Below are 13,945 nucleotides of genomic sequence, written 5' to 3'. Positions count from 1 at the left end.
CGGGCGGTGGTAAAGGGGGGGTTTGGGTGGGGATAGACCCCCCCCCCGGGCGGGGGGGGCCCCCCCCCCGGTTCTTTTCGGGTGTGGCTCTTTACCGAGCGTGCTGCGCGACCGTATGGGGCTCGGCGGTCAGCAGCGGTTGCAGTGCGCCGCGGTTGAGGGCCGCCACCAGCGGTGTGGCCCAGCGGCGCAGCGCGAGGCTGGTGAGGTAGGCGACAGGAAGGGCGAGGATCGCCGAACCGAGGACATCGTGCGGGTAGTGGTCGCCGACGTAGACCCGGGAGAACCCCTCCACCACGGCAAACACCGCGGCGATGGCACTCAGGCGGCGATCGAGCAGGAACAGGGCTGCCACGGTGGCGGCGGCGACGGTGCTGTGTCCGCTGGGGAAGGCGTAGTCGGAGGGCGCCGGGCAGGAGTCGACCAGGTAGGCGTGAGGCATCGAACGGCACGGCCGCGCCTCGGTCACGATCTTCTTGACCACCTCGGCAGCTGCGAAGGCGACCACGACCGCGACCGGCGCAGCCAGGGCGACGGTCATCGCCTCGGTGCCGCGGCGACGGGCGTTCCACCAGCCCATGACCATGAGTACCGCGAAGACCCCGAGGCCGAGGTTCGTCCACACCTCCATGGGGGTGTTGAGCCACCTGGTGTCGTGGGCGAAGTCCGTGATGGAGGTGAACAACGAACCGTCGATACCGGACCCGTCGAAGGCCAGTTGCGCAGTGGCGGCCGCGGTCATGGGCACGTCCTTCCATTCAGCGAGGCGACGCGGAACTGCCCGGCGCCGCCGGCCAATCCCACCTCCGCGATGGCACGTTGGTGACACCTCGGTGAATCAGTGGTGGCCGTCGATTCAATCTACTACATGTCGTAGAAGTTGACTGGCGCCCACCTCGGCTGTGACTCGGCGCCCGGATGTCTGGGCTGTTTCGCCATGACAGGTCTGGCGGGAGGGGTGTTCGGCCGGCAGGGACGGGTGGGGGGGGTGTGAGCCTTCGGCGTCGACGGTGGTGCCTCTCGTCGGCCGGCCGGATGCCCACGGGTTCACCAGACTGAACTTCTACATCATGTAGTAGCTTTCTTGCTGTCTGTTCCTCTGTCGGTCGTACCGTGGGAGCCCGCCCGTGATCAACGCCCTCACGCACGCCCTTGCCATCACCTTCGAGGTCGGAGTGCGGGCCGTTGCCGTGCTTACCCCGATTGCCGCACTCCTCGCCACCGCCGGCCTGTGTTCGGCCAGGGTGCGCGACCATTTCGGATGTGCGTGGTACCTGTTCACCCTGGCTCTGTACGCGTTGGTGCCGCTGGCGGTCCGTGCGGCTGGATGAGCGGTTCGGGGCTCGATGGTCACGGCGAGGCGGCGGGTGAAGCAGGCTGTCGCTGTCGCGGCCGCCACGGTCTCGCCGGGCACCACGGCTCCGATCGCCTATGCCGAAGCCCCCGCGCGTCTACCCGCCGTCACTCAGTACTTGGAGACGGCCTGGTGGTGATCGCGACTCGTCTCACCCGTGCCGCCGCGCTCGTTTCGGCACAGTGCTGCCCGCACCGGCCGGCCCCCACGCCGGCCGGTGCGGTGATGTTGTCAGCGACGACCCAGGCGGCGCAGGGGTCGGGCGGCCAGGGCGCGCCATCGGGCCTTGCTGCGTTGCCAGGCGCGGGCTTTCCTGGTGGTGGCCAGCTCGGCGAACAGATCCTCGTAGGTGTCGACGATGCGCTCGGGGTCGTAGCGGTGGGCGGCCTTGCGGGCGGCGCGGCCCATGCGGCGGCGGCCGGGTTCGTCGGCGATCAGATCGGCAAGTGCCGTGCTCAGTGCCTGCCGGTCGCCCACGGGGACGAGGCGGCCGTCGACGCCGTCGCGGATGATCTCGGCGGGACCCAGCGGACAGTTCGTCGAGACGACGGGGACGCCGCAGCGCATGGCCTCGACCAGGGTCATGCCGAAGGATTCGGCGTTGGAGGCGGAGGCGACGATGGACGCATTGGCGAACTCCGGCTCGATCGGCGAGACAACGCCCATCAAAGCTGCCTGTTCGCCCAGGTCGTGCTTGTCGATGAGCTGCTGCAGGGGGCCCTTTTCAGCCCCGGCGCCGTAGATGCGCAAGGTCCAGTCGGGGTGCTTGGGCGCGATGTCGGCGAACGCCTCGATGAGCAGGTCGAACCGCTTGCCGCGGGTGAGACGTCCGGCCGCGGCGATGACTTTGGCGGCGGTGTCTGCGGGGGGCAGGTCGACATCCGGGACGCCGTTGGGAATGGCAAGGACCCGGACGCCCGGCAGACGCATCTTCGCCCGGTAGACGGCGGCGTCCGCCTCGGTGGTGGTGACCATGGCGTCCAGGCCGCGGTAGTGGCGGGCGAGTTGGGCGCGCAGCTTCTTGGTGTGAGTGTCGTGCGTGAGGTGTTCCTGGGCTATGCGCAGGGCGCTGCTCGGCGCATAGCGGGCGAGATAGACGTTGATGCCGGGGCGGGTGCCGATGATCACGTCCGCGTCGCTGCCACGCAGGTACTGCTCGACCCGTACGTCAGTCAGGCGACTGTACTGGTGGTAGCGCTTCTCGGCCTCGGGGAACACCGATGCGGGTTCGTGCAGGAGTGGATCGGCCAGGTCGGCGGAGTCCTTGCGCAGGTCGACCAAGGGCACCACGGTCACTCGTGGATCGATGTCGAACCGCGGCCGGGCGCGGTGGCGCCGGACGGAAGCGATGGTCACCTCGTGGCGGTCGGCCAGTGCGGCGGCCAGGTTGAGGGTGGTGCGGATGGTGCCGCCGATTCCGTAGACGTCGTGTATCAGGAACGTGATCTTCATGCGGCGTGCCTCCGGGCCGTCGTCGCGGCGCTGCGGTCGGGGCGGCCGGGTCGCAGAAGTGCCAGGACCAACGGCAGCAAGGAGATGGCGACGATCAGCCCGACCAGGGGCAACAGGTAGTGGTCGACGTTCGGGATGCTCGACCCGAGGGCGTAACCACCCAGGACGAGGCCTGCGGTCCACACCAGCCCGCCGGTGACCTGCCACAACGTGAAGGTGGAGGTAGGCACGCCCACGATTCCGGCGAGGGGGTTGAGCACTGTCCGTACCACCGGGATGAACCGGGCCAGCATGATCGCCTTGCCATGGCCGTACCGCGCTAGCAGTTCCTCGGCCCGGGTCACGCCGTTCGCCAGGTGCCGGTTGCGGCTGCGGGCCACGAGTGACCGGCCGGCGCGACGACCGAGCAGATGACCGACCTGGGCGCCGAGCAGTGCCCCTGCCGCTGCGGCGACCAGCACGACGGGCAGGGAGAAATGCACCCCGTTCCGGGTGGTCGCGCACAGTAGACCGGCCGTGAACAGCAACGAGTCACCGGGCAGGAAGAAGCCGACCAACAGGCCGGTCTCGGCGAACAGCGCCAGGAACACCCCTGCGGTGCCGAGCGTCGTCAGCAACGACGTGGCATCCAGCGGGTTGAGGGCTTGAACCACCCAGGGTCCTTTCCAGCCGCGCGCCGAAGCCGGAGAGAACGGGACTCTCCGGTGCAAGGGCGCAGGGCACACTCAGGAGACGGCAGCATGCAGACCGCCGTTCAACTTCTACTTAATGTAGGAGATGGACGAGAGAACGCCAAACGTCAGGTGGCGGCACCCCCGCAGGCGGGCAACGCGCGCATCCTGCTGTGACAGGCACGGATGCCCGGTACCGGCGCGAGGGCCCTTGAGCCTGAAGGGGCGGTCAGTCCGCCGTGCGCCGTCGGCGCATTACGGCGCGGGCCACGAGCGCGAGAACGAGCACGACCAGGGCGATGAGGACATAGGTCGAATAGCGGTTGACCTCGGTGTAGATCGTGGTGATGTGATTACCGGCGAAGTAGCCGACACCGGCCCACAATCCGACCCACAGCGCCGCCCCGAGTGTATTGAAGGCGACGAAGCGCGGCCAGGGCATCTCGGCGGTGCCGGCGATGATGCCGTTGACCTGGCGCAGCCCCTCGATGAAGCGGGCGACGGTGACGACCTTCCCGCCATGGCGGGTGAAGAACGCCTCGGCCTTCTCGTAGCGCTCGGGCGGGAGGAAGACGTACTTCCCGTAGCGCTGCACCAGGGCGTGTCCGCCGGTGCGGCCGATGAGGTAGCCGACGTTGTCGCCAAGGACGGCGGCGAGGATTCCGATGGCTACGACCGCGATGATGCTGAGGTGCCCGGCTCCCGCGTACACGGCCGCGGCGATCAGGATCGTCTCGCCAGGGGCGGGGACACCGAAGTCCTCCACGAAGATCAGGCCGCCTACGGCCCAGTAGCCCCAGTGGTCCAGGACCGGTGCGATGTCACCGAGAACCCCGGGGAGCGGTGGTGCGCTCATGCGGATCGCGTTCCTTCCGCCGGATGCCGAGCCCGGCTGTCATGTATCGCAGCCGAGGCCTCGCCGGAGGAAGTCGTCTCCAGGCTATTGCCGTGCAGGTGCTGCACCGCGGGAGTGGGGTGACGAGGTCGGGAACGGCTGCCGCTCCTGGCGGCGACCCCTCGGAAGCTCTTGGCGGCCGGGCTCACCCGGTCAGGCCTGCGAGGCGATATGCCACGTAGGCGGCAGCCGGCCCGAGCGCCAGGACAGCGGCGGCAGCCATACCGCCACGGGTCGCGAGCCTCTCGCGCGCCGTGTCCGAGACGAAGGCCGCTACTCCGAGCAGCATGGCGGACGGCAATATCAGCTCGACGCCCAGATCCAGCAGGATCGCGGCGTCAAAGGCGGTGGTACGGGTAATCAAGGGACTCATCCGGCGTGCTCCGAGTCGAGAGTGGGCTGGACGGACATGACTTAAGCTACTACATGATGTAGAAACTAACCTGTGTCCGTGGCAGCGCGGGGCACCGCTGATGTGCGGGCGTTCCGCCCTGTCCGCGTGTGGACGGTGCGGTGCGCCGGGCGGCGAGAGGGAAGGAACTCAAAGCCCATGTCCCTGGGATCGCTGTGTCCAGACGGCAGCGCGCGGCCGCCCCGATGAACACCGTCTGGCTGGTGTCCACCTACGGCGCGTTCGGCATCCTCCTCTGCATCTTCGCCGAGACCGGACTGCCGGTCCTCGGCTTCTTCATGCCCGGGGACACCCTGCTGGTCCCGGCCGGACTGCTGTGCGCCTCGACTGCCCGCAGTGGGCCGCATCTGCCGTTGCTACCGGTCCTGGTCTGCGCCGCGGCCGGCACCATCGCCGGTGCGCAGCTGGGATTCTGGACCGGGCGGCGAGCAGGCCGCGCGGCTCTGGCCCGGTTCGAGAACCCGCGCCTCCATGCGGGTGTGGAGCGGGCAGAAGAGCTGCTGGGTCGATACGGCCACGCGAAGGCGGTGGTGTTGGGACGGTTCATCCCGGTGGTACGCACCGTCCTCAATCCAGTGGCCGGAGCACTCGGGGTCCCGCTGCGCACCTTCACCCTCTGGCAAGTGATCGGCGGCCTGCTCTGGTCCCAGTCGCTCGTGCTCGGCAGTTACTGGCTGGGTGACTCGGTACGGCACCCGGACGCCTACCTTGTGCCCTCCGTGGCCGTGGTTTTCGTCGCCTCCCTGGCTCCTGTGGCACTTGAGGTGCTGCGTGTGCGCTTTACGAAGCGAGCCGGCCGTGACGCGTCACGGGACTAGCCCCTGCGGCTAAGCGATGCTGGCCGACGCCGACATCCCCGCAGCGGCCGAGGCGGCGCTCTGGGGCGCGGTCAGCAATGCCGGGTAGCGGTGCATCGGCGTCGAGCGGGGCAACGTCAAGAGGTCGCCGTCTGCGCGGTTGGCTATGTCGGCATCCGCAGTTGGCGGTTGGAGGGTGCCTGGCAAAGTCAGGCGTCGGGTGTGGTGGCGGTGAGCAGCCAGCCGGTGCTGCGGAGTTGCAGGCCGGCGCCACCTTCGTGGGGGCGGAGGGCGTCGGTCAGGCGGGCCAGGGCGCGGGCGGCGGTGGTGGGTGCGGTTTGCGTGAGGAGGTGGCGGCCGGGCCCGGAGTTCAGGAGGAAATCGGCGGCCTCTGCCGCATTGTGCCCCCAGGTGCCATAGGCAGTGACGTGTTCGGCCCGTACGTTCTGCAGCCCCGCCTCCTCCAACAGTGCGGCCGCCGCGCCAGGCGCGGCCAGTGAGAACATGCCGGGGCCGGGCTTGCTGAAGTCGCCCACCGGCAGCAGGTCGGCGAGAGTGGCCAGGGCGGTCAGCCACTGGTTGCCCTCGGGTTCGGCGGAGCACAGCAGGGCGACGCGGCCGCCCGGGCGCAGTGCGGCGGCGATGTTGGCGAAGGCGGCGGTGGGGTCGGTGAAGAACATGATGCCGAAGCGGCTGATCGCGAGATCGAAGGTGCCGCGGGGGAGTGGGTGGACCTGGGCGTCGCCCTGCTCGAAGCGGATGTTGCCGAGGCCTGCACTCTCGGCGCCGGCTCGGGCGCGCTGGAGCATGGGACCGGAGAGGTCCAGGCCCAGGGCACTGCCGTGCGGGGTGGCGGCGCGAGCGGCGAGCCGGGTGGTGGCTCCCGCGCCGCAGCCGATGTCGAGAACGTGGTCGCCGGGTGCGATGGCTGCGGCGTCGAGCAGAGGCTGGTTGAAGCCCGCGTTCACGGCGTCCCAGCGGTCGTGATGGGCTGCCCAGTGGGTGCCCTCGTAGCCGTTCCAGGCCTGTGCCTGGGCGGTATTGGCGATGGGGTGCATGAAGGGACCTCCCGTGGACGGGCATTGCCAAGCGACGAGCCGCCCTTAGAATGGGCGCGCGCCCAAACAGTATGGGCGGATGCCCATACCTGCAATGCTTTTTGCTCAGGAGGACTCCTTGTCACCACGCGGAGTGGCCATCCCCGATCTACGCGAGCGGCTCTTCGAAGCGGCTGAGCGGGTCGTGGCCCGGGATGGGGCCGCTGCTCTGACCAGCCGGGCGGTCACGGCCGAAGCCGGCTGTGCCAAAGGGGTGTTGCACACTCACTTTGCCGGACTGGACGAGTTCGTCGCCGAGTTGGTGCTGGACCGCTTCACCCGTATCGCCGCGCTGGCCGCCGACCTCCCCGCAGAGGCGGGCAGCGGCCTTGTCACCGGCAACCTGGTGGACCTGGCCACGGCTGTGCTGGGCCTGGATCCCGGAGTTGTCGGCCTGGCGGTGACCCGCCCGGCCGCGGCCCAGCGCGTACGTGAGGCCTGGGCTACGGGCGCGCCCGGCTTCGATGCGATTCAGGCTTCGATCGAGGCCTACCTGCGCGCCGAACAGCGCCTGAAACGCGCCGCGGACAGCCTGGATGCTGGGTCGGTCGCACTAGCGCTGGTAGGCACACTGCACCATCTGCTGATGACGGGCCGCCCGGGCGCACCGTACCCGCGGGACCGGGTGGAACGGCTGGTCCGCGCCCTGACGGGCCTCTCCTGACCGAGGCCCTGCCGCCGGGACTCAGGCTAGGACGGTTTCACCCGGGCGCTCCCTCCGCTTGATTGCGGCCTGCCTCTACGAGGACTCGATCTGGTGGGCAATGGCCGATCTTTTGCAAGGGGGTCTCGCTCCGCGGCCGCGGTGACCATCATCGTGGGATGGGGAAGCAGATGGACGTGGCGAGCCTTCGGCGACTGATCGACGGCACGGTCGTCTCCCGATACGAACTCTTCAGCCATGGAAGCATTCCAAGCCTGTGAGAGCCTCGGCATGCCGGCGCCTCCGCCGCACACGGATCCCCGCACCAACCGGGCACTCTCCAAACGTGAGCGTCTGGCTGCCAGTCTGAGTGCATGCAGGGACGAAGAGTTGCCGGTGATTGCGCGTGCGGTCCTGGCCACCCAGTCCGTCTCCGCCGAATCGCTCGGCCATTCAGCGTCTCATCGGGCACTGTTCCTCCGCCCCGGGCACTGGTTGACCGGGCACCTGGTGGCGGAGGCGAACCATGTCCGGGTTACGGGTTCGGCCGGCAGGTTGACGGCTTTCACCTGACGTGGGCATCGGAGAGGAAGTGCGCGCACAGGCTGTGGTCCTGCCGGGTACTTCGGGGCATGCGCTATCGGGCGGCCCGAGGGGCGGGCACCCGCCGTCAGGTCCTTGGTCCTTTCGAACCCGCCGTGTCATCCACACTCGAAGTAATCATTCGAATACTCTGTGTTCGTGATCAGGTTTTGGACGATGCGGCGGCCCTCGATGCGGCCCGGCCGAGTGGGGCTCCTCCTGGCACTCGTCCTTCTGGTCACCGCACACCTCGCCGGTTCCGTGCACGCCTCCTCCTTCGCTGCGCCGCACGTTCCTGTCGAGGTCGCCGTAAGCGCTCAGGCACCCGTCGTCGCAGACCACAAGGGAGAACCGGTCCCCGCCCATCAGCACGGGGCGATGGGACACATCGATCACACGGCCGACCGCCCCAGGACCACGGCCGACGAGACCATCTGCGTAACCGGGCACGCCGAGCCGGCCTATGGTCCCACCGCGTCGAGTGACGCCACACCTTTGCCCGTCTGGTGCCGTCCAGCCGGTCCCCCTGTTCGCACCACCGGCTGCCCGCTCACCCTCGCGCTGTATTGCCTCTGGCGTCTGTAGGCGCTGCTGACGCCCTTGCCCGCCCGCGCATTCCGTGGCAGGGGCGTGCCCGCGCGCCCAAGACCCGCTGCGACCGCGCCACGCTCATGCCCTGCGTGGTGCGAAGGAGCCATACACGCATGCACCTCCCCCTGCCTGAAACCTTCCAAGCCCACCCGCCTCTCCCCGTGGTGGCCCGCCGCCCCTCCCAACTGGTGGGCAGCACCCCCGTCCTGTGGATCGACGAACCCTTCGCCGCGGCCGGCTGCGGCTTCTACGCCAAACTCGAAGGCGCGAACCCCGGCGGCATCAAGGACCGTCCCGGCCTGCACATGATCCGTGAGGCCCGCCGACGCGGGGAACTCACGCCGGGCACTCCGATCGTCGAGTCCTCCAGCGGTACCTTCGCCCTGGGACTGGCCCTGGCCGGGCTGACTTTCGGGCATCCGGTCACCGTCGTCACCGACCCTGGCATGGAGCCGTCGGTCCTGCGGCTGCTGACCACCCTCGGTGCGCACGTCGACCAGGTCACCGACCCGCACACGGACGGCGGCTGGCAGCAGGCCCGCCGCGAGCGGGTCGCCGAGCTGCTGGCGCGCACCGCGGGTGCCTACTGCCCCGACCAGTACCGCAACCCGGACAACGTGGCCGCCTACCGGCCGCTGGCAGCAGAGCTGATCGCCCAGCTCGGCCGAATCGACGTCCTGGTGGCGTCGGTGGGCACCGGAGGCCACTCCGCCGGCATCTCGCGCGTGTTGCGCGAGTCCTTTCCCGCCCTGGCTCTGATCGGCGTGGACTCGGTCGGTTCCACGATCTTCGGGCAGCCGGCCGGAATCAGGCTCATGCGGGGCCTGGGCTCCAGCATCTACCCGGGCAACGTCGACTACGAGGCCTTCGCCGAAGTCCACTGGGTGGCGCCGGCCGAAGCGGTGTGGGCCTGCCGCCAGCTGGGCCGGCGCTACTACGCGACGGGCGGCTGGAGCGTCGGTGCCGTCGCGCTCGTCGCGGGATGGGCCGCGCGCGCGTATCCCCCGGGCACGCGAATCGCGGCCGTCTTCCCCGACGGCCCGCACCGCTACCTGGACACCATCTACAACGACGCCTGGTGCCGCGACCATCAGCTGCTGGACCGAGAACCGCCGCCGCAGCCCGATGAGATCACCGAGCCCGACGAGCGGGTGGTGACCGGCTGGACCAGATGCAGCCAGGTCAAAAACCCGCTCCACCGAGCAAGCGGGCCGCGGGCCGAGGCAGGCATCCGATGAGGCGGCTGCGGGCCCAGGTGGCCTCCTTCGGCCGGCCGGCGCGACTGCTGATGGCCAACCAGTTCGCCATCAACCTCGGCTTCTACATGCTGATGCCCTACCTCGCCGATCACCTGGCCCACGGCCTCGGCCTCGCCGCCTGGACGGTCGGCCTGGTCCTCGGCGTGCGCAACCTCTCCCAGCAGGGCATGTTCCTCATCGGCGGCACCCTCGCCGACTGGTACGGCTGCAAACCGATGATCCTCATCGGCTGCACCCTGCGTACGGTCGCCTTCGCCCTGCTCGCCCTCGCGGACACGCTGCCTGCCCTCTTGGCGGCCTCCGCTCTGACCGGGCTGGCGGGCGCGCTGTTCAACCCGGCGGTGCGCGCCTATCTGGCCGCGGACGCGGGCGAGGAACGCCGCGTCGAGGCCTTCGCCGCCTTCAACGTCTTCTACCAGGCAGGCATCCTGATCGGCCCCCTGGCGGGACTCGCTCTCCTCACCTGGGACTTCGCTGCGGTCTGCGCGGTATCAGCGATGATCTTCGCTGCTCTCGCCGTCCTGCAAGCCCGGGCCCTGCCCTCCCTGGAGCCTGACGGCCGCAGCGGTGAGCCGGCCTGGCGGGCCGTGGCTGCCGACTGGCGTACCGTCGCCGCCAACCGGTCCTTCCTGCTGTTCACCGCCGCCATGACCGGCTCCTACGTCCTGGGTTTCCAGGTCTATCTCGCCCTCCCCCTGCGCGCCCGCGAACTGTTCGGTGAGCACACGGGGCTGGTGACGGCGGCCGTCTTCGCCATGTCCGCGCTCGCGGCCCTGTGGGGGCAGCTGAAACTGACCGCGTGGGCGAAGCGGTCGCTGAGCGGCGGACGTGCGATCACCTACGGGCTGGTGGTGATGGCGGCCGCGTTCCTGCCAGTGCTGCCCGGCCCCTACCCCGGAGCGGCCGGCCTGGTGGCCGGTGTCCTCGCGCTCGCGGTGTGCGCCGTGCTGCTGGCCTGGGGTGGGGCCCTGCTCTATCCCTTCGAGATGGACACCGTGGTCCGCCTGTCCGGCGGCCGGCTCATCGCGATCTACTACGGCGCCTACAACACCGCCTCCGGTATCGCGATCTCCGTCGGGAATCTCGCGGTTGGCGCCCTGTTCGACACGGGCGTGCGCTGGCTGCCCTGGGCGACGCTGGCCGCGACCGGGCTGGTGTGCGCAGCCCTGGTGGCCAGGCTTCACCGCTCAGGGCACCTCACACCTGCGCCTGCTCCCGTGCCGGTGCCCGGATGAGGCGACCTGGACGTGCTCATCAGTGCGTGGCGACTCCAGCGGCCGAGAGGTAACAGCGCATAACCACTCTGCGGCACCCCTATCCTGAACGCATGACGTCCAGCATCCGTATCGGCTCTGTGATGAGTTCTGTGCGCTGGATGTGGATGGTTATGGCCGTGGTGGCGGCAGTGCTGGGAATGCATGCCCTGTCGCCCAGCGGGATGCCGGCCGCGGGCCAGCACGACATGGTGATGCCGGTCGAGGCCTCAAAACCGCACTCCGCGCCCGCCCACGTGATGGGGGCAGACTGCCAGCACCTGACGGACGGCGGCATGGTCATGGACCATGCCGGCGGGACCTGCGCAGCGGGCGGCACATCAGCCGCCTACGTTCCGCCGGCCTTGATGCCGTCACTGGCTGGCGTCGACCCCGCGGCGACCGACGCCAGCGTCCCGGCCGTGGGCGCGGTGGACGGCCGGGCCCCGCCGGACCTTTCCGAGCTGCAGCTGCTGCGGATCTAGAGGCGCCCGCACGGCACCCGCCTCAAGGCAGGTGGCGTGCTCCGGTGTGTCTCCATCCGCTCATCCCGCGCCTGGGCGCGGGCCCTTCAAGGAGCTGTACTTCTCATGGCATCTCGCCGTTCCCTCATCCGCCGTACCGCGGCGCTGGCCGCGACCGCCACCGCTGCCGTGGTGCTGACCGCCTGCGGCAGCAGCGATTCCTCCTCGTCCTCGGAGCACTCCGGCCACCACATGGGAGCGATGTCCTCCGCCAGCGCGTCGGCCACCGCTTCGGCTGCACAGGGCAGCCACAGCGCGCAGGACGTGTCGTTCGCACAGGGAATGATCCCGCACCACCGGCAGGCCGTGGCCATGGCCGACCTGGCGCCGTCGCGAGCGAAGTCGCAGCAGGTCAAGGATCTGGCCGCGAAGATCAAGCAGGCGCAGGATCCGGAGATCAACACCATGTCTGGCTGGCTGAAGGCCTGGGGCGAGAAGGTCCCGGACGCCGGCATGTCCGGCATGGACCACTCGTCGATGCCCGGCATGGACCACTCGTCGATGCCCGGCATGATGTCGGACGACGACATGGGCAAGCTGAAGGATCTGTCCGGTGACGCCTTCGATAAGGCGTTCGTGCAGATGATGATCAGCCATCACCAGGGCGCCATTGAGATGGCGAAGAGCGAACAGACCAAGGGCGCTTACGGACCCGCCAAGACGATGGCCAAGTCGATCGCCACCTCGCAGTCGACCGAGATCACCGAGATGAACAAGATTCTCGGCAAGCAGTAAACCCCAGCCGGGCCGCGGTCAGGGGCAGCCGGTCACAGGCGCCCCGGGCCGCGGCCTGATTCCACAGGTCGGACGTCCCGCTGCCGGCCAAGCACGGCATCGCGTTCGACCAAGTGGTCCGCCAACTGAGCGACAACTCGGCGCTCAACCCGGTAGCTATCGAGGCCCCCGTGCCCCTCGCCCTACCCCACCAGATGCGGCTGCGCACCCGGGTGATCATGGCGTCGAAGAACGCCGGCGAACTGCTACGGAAGGCCGATGCCGGGCAACTCGACATCTGAAACAAGTTTGGCAAGCGCATCCACGTCCCGTCACCGCGTCACCGCGCGCCACTTGGCCGCTTCCTGCGCGCGTCGTAGCGCGAGCGTTGGTATTCACAGTGCTTGGCGAGCAGGCCAGCAGGGGCGGCCGTGAGTGGGTCAGGTGGCTTCGTTGATCACTGGGAACAGCGTTTGGCGACCGGTTCGGGAGGCAGTTGGTGATCATCTGCTCACGGATCTCGATGAGAAACGACGGCACTGTCGTGTCCACGAACGTGGGACAGCCGGCCTCTCCTCAGAGCGGCTGGCTGTCGGAGGGGTCGCCGGAGCCGGGCTTGAACGTCGTGCCGAGGTCGTGCTGCGCGATCCCGAACGGCTGGAAATCGGCGTCCGCAAGGATGCGGTAGAGGAACTCAGAGGTGGACATGTCGTACCGGTGCCATCCGCCGACGTCATAGGACCGCGCAAGGACGGGGTACTTGCCCGGCCGCTCGGCATCGATCAAAGATAAGTACTCGTCGGCCCATTCGGCGGAGCCCCACTCAACCAGCCCCTTGCCGCCGGGCGCGTAGATCGCAGAGGGCTCGACGGCGGAGACGCTTCCGAGCTTGCCGTCCTGGTCGACCGACACGTCGACCCGCCACTGTCTCAGGAAGTCGAACGCCCCGAGGCCCTCGTCGCGCCCCAGAAAGTAGACGGAATCACTGAAGACGCCGCCGGTGAACGCCTCGTAGACAGCGGAACCCCCAGCTCTCCCTCGATCGCCACCCAGTCGACGGAGATCCCGAGCGGCTCCCACCCGGTCACAGCGGCTCGACATCAGCATTGGGAAGTCCCGTAACCCACGAGCCGAGGGTCATGATGTGTCAGCTTCGGTGCCGATGGCACCGGCCGAGCGAAGCGAACGCCCGAGGTCTCCGGTGAGGATGCGGGGGTGGCGCCGCCACCACCACAGGTCGGGGCTGGGCAGTCTGTGGAACTGCTCGAGTGCTTGGCCGTCATCGTCGACGGTCGCGGCCCTGTAGCGGTCGTCCAGAACTTTGATCCGCGGGGTCCAGAGCTGGACTGTGTGCTCGTCCAGCAGGAGCCACGCCTCGTGCAACCAGTTCCGGCAGTAGAGATCGTTGGTGTACTCGTAGATGTCGTCGCCGTAACCGCGCTCGATGTCGCTCACCAGAGCGGACCACGCATTCACCCTTTCAGCGACCGTAAATGCCGTCCGCCAGCCGCGCTGGCACAACAGCTCTCCCACCTCGGTCTCCGTAGCCATGGGCGGAGGATCTCACGCGGAACCTCGGTCACTGCCATGGGCTGACCATCAGCCGGAGCCGGACCGTGATGCCACGCGAAGCTTCTCGACCACCAGCGGTAGATCCCAGTCCGTGTCGTGCCGGGTGCCGCGGGGGGGGGGGGGTGGGGG

16 protein-coding genes are annotated in these 13,945 nt (G+C 69.0%); 8 read left to right on the top strand and 8 right to left on the bottom strand.

The window, feature by feature from the left end; genetic code table 11:
* Window positions 1-91: 91 nt before the first annotated feature.
* Window positions 92-742, bottom strand: a complete 651-nt coding sequence (locus tag V7E45_RS31790; protein ID WP_333777692.1) for a phosphatase PAP2 family protein — start codon at window positions 740-742, stop codon at window positions 92-94.
* 385 nt (window positions 743-1,127) lie between these two features.
* On the opposite strand from V7E45_RS31790, the gene V7E45_RS31785 reads away from it, so the two are divergent.
* Window positions 1,128-1,331: a hypothetical protein gene (locus V7E45_RS31785; protein ID WP_333777691.1), complete on the top strand. Its 204-nt coding sequence runs from the start codon at window positions 1,128-1,130 to the stop codon at window positions 1,329-1,331.
* A 254-nt stretch (window positions 1,332-1,585) separates the two neighbouring features.
* Here V7E45_RS31785 and V7E45_RS31780 read toward each other — a convergent pair whose 3' ends face one another.
* From V7E45_RS31780 to V7E45_RS31765, 4 genes are all read right to left on the bottom strand, one after another.
* The gene (locus V7E45_RS31780) at window positions 1,586-2,806 is read right to left on the bottom strand and encodes a glycosyltransferase family 4 protein (protein WP_333777690.1); all 1,221 of its coding nucleotides are present in this window, start codon (window positions 2,804-2,806) and stop codon (window positions 1,586-1,588) included.
* Entirely contained in the window at window positions 2,803-3,459 is a 657-nt protein-coding gene (locus V7E45_RS31775; protein WP_333777689.1) for a DedA family protein, read from the bottom strand. Before V7E45_RS31775 ends, V7E45_RS31780 begins: the two co-directional genes overlap by 4 nt.
* A gap of 247 nt (window positions 3,460-3,706) precedes the next feature.
* A complete protein-coding gene (locus tag V7E45_RS31770; RefSeq protein WP_333777688.1) occupies window positions 3,707-4,333 on the bottom strand; it encodes a DedA family protein in 627 nt (208 codons plus the stop codon).
* A gap of 184 nt (window positions 4,334-4,517) precedes the next feature.
* A complete protein-coding gene (locus V7E45_RS31765) occupies window positions 4,518-4,736 on the bottom strand; it encodes a hypothetical protein (RefSeq protein WP_333777687.1) in 219 nt (72 codons plus the stop codon).
* A gap of 233 nt (window positions 4,737-4,969) precedes the next feature.
* Between V7E45_RS31765 and V7E45_RS31760 the strand changes: the two genes are divergently transcribed.
* Complete coding sequence (locus V7E45_RS31760) at window positions 4,970-5,602, top strand: DedA family protein (protein WP_333777694.1); 633 nt, start codon at window positions 4,970-4,972, stop codon at window positions 5,600-5,602.
* A 188-nt stretch (window positions 5,603-5,790) separates the two neighbouring features.
* Here the strand turns inward: V7E45_RS31760 and V7E45_RS31755 are convergent, their stop codons facing one another.
* Window positions 5,791-6,639: a class I SAM-dependent methyltransferase gene (locus V7E45_RS31755; protein ID WP_333777686.1), complete on the bottom strand. Its 849-nt coding sequence runs from the start codon at window positions 6,637-6,639 to the stop codon at window positions 5,791-5,793.
* Window positions 6,640-6,757: 118 nt separating this feature from the next.
* Between V7E45_RS31755 and V7E45_RS31750 the strand changes: the two genes are divergently transcribed.
* The 6 genes from V7E45_RS31750 to V7E45_RS31725 all read left to right on the top strand — a co-directional run bounded on the left by V7E45_RS31750 (window position 6,758) and on the right by V7E45_RS31725 (window position 12,546).
* A complete protein-coding gene (locus V7E45_RS31750) occupies window positions 6,758-7,342 on the top strand; it encodes a TetR family transcriptional regulator (RefSeq protein ID WP_333777693.1) in 585 nt (194 codons plus the stop codon).
* A 1,265-nt stretch (window positions 7,343-8,607) separates the two neighbouring features.
* A complete protein-coding gene (locus V7E45_RS31745; protein ID WP_333777685.1) occupies window positions 8,608-9,732 on the top strand; it encodes a PLP-dependent cysteine synthase family protein in 1,125 nt (374 codons plus the stop codon).
* Window positions 9,729-10,988, top strand: a complete 1,260-nt coding sequence (locus tag V7E45_RS31740) for an MFS transporter (RefSeq protein ID WP_333777684.1) — start codon at window positions 9,729-9,731, stop codon at window positions 10,986-10,988. The genes V7E45_RS31745 and V7E45_RS31740 overlap by 4 nt, the downstream gene beginning before the upstream one ends.
* A 92-nt stretch (window positions 10,989-11,080) precedes the next feature.
* Window positions 11,081-11,491, top strand: coding sequence for a DUF6153 family protein (locus tag V7E45_RS31735; protein ID WP_333777683.1), 411 nt, complete (start codon window positions 11,081-11,083; stop codon window positions 11,489-11,491).
* Between the two features lie 105 nt (window positions 11,492-11,596).
* On the top strand, window positions 11,597-12,265 hold the full coding sequence (locus V7E45_RS31730; RefSeq protein WP_333777682.1) for a DUF305 domain-containing protein: 669 nt from the start codon (window positions 11,597-11,599) through the stop codon (window positions 12,263-12,265).
* A 113-nt stretch (window positions 12,266-12,378) separates the two neighbouring features.
* Window positions 12,379-12,546 carry a hypothetical protein gene (locus tag V7E45_RS31725; RefSeq protein WP_333777681.1) on the top strand — a complete coding sequence of 56 codons (168 nt, stop codon included), beginning with the start codon at window positions 12,379-12,381 and terminating at the stop codon, window positions 12,544-12,546.
* Between the two features lie 274 nt (window positions 12,547-12,820).
* Here the strand turns inward: V7E45_RS31725 and V7E45_RS31720 are convergent, their stop codons facing one another.
* The gene (locus tag V7E45_RS31720) at window positions 12,821-13,351 is read right to left on the bottom strand and encodes a hypothetical protein (protein ID WP_333777680.1); all 531 of its coding nucleotides are present in this window, start codon (window positions 13,349-13,351) and stop codon (window positions 12,821-12,823) included.
* A 30-nt stretch (window positions 13,352-13,381) separates the two neighbouring features.
* Entirely contained in the window at window positions 13,382-13,795 is a 414-nt protein-coding gene (locus tag V7E45_RS31715) for a hypothetical protein (RefSeq protein ID WP_333777679.1), read from the bottom strand.
* Window positions 13,796-13,945 lie beyond the last annotated feature (150 nt).

Origin of the sequence: Streptomyces sp. IBSBF 3136 (assembly GCF_036815105.1) — a bacterium.
GTDB lineage: Bacteria > Actinomycetota > Actinomycetes > Streptomycetales > Streptomycetaceae > Streptomyces.
This window is presented reverse-complemented; position numbering and strand designations above follow the sequence as displayed.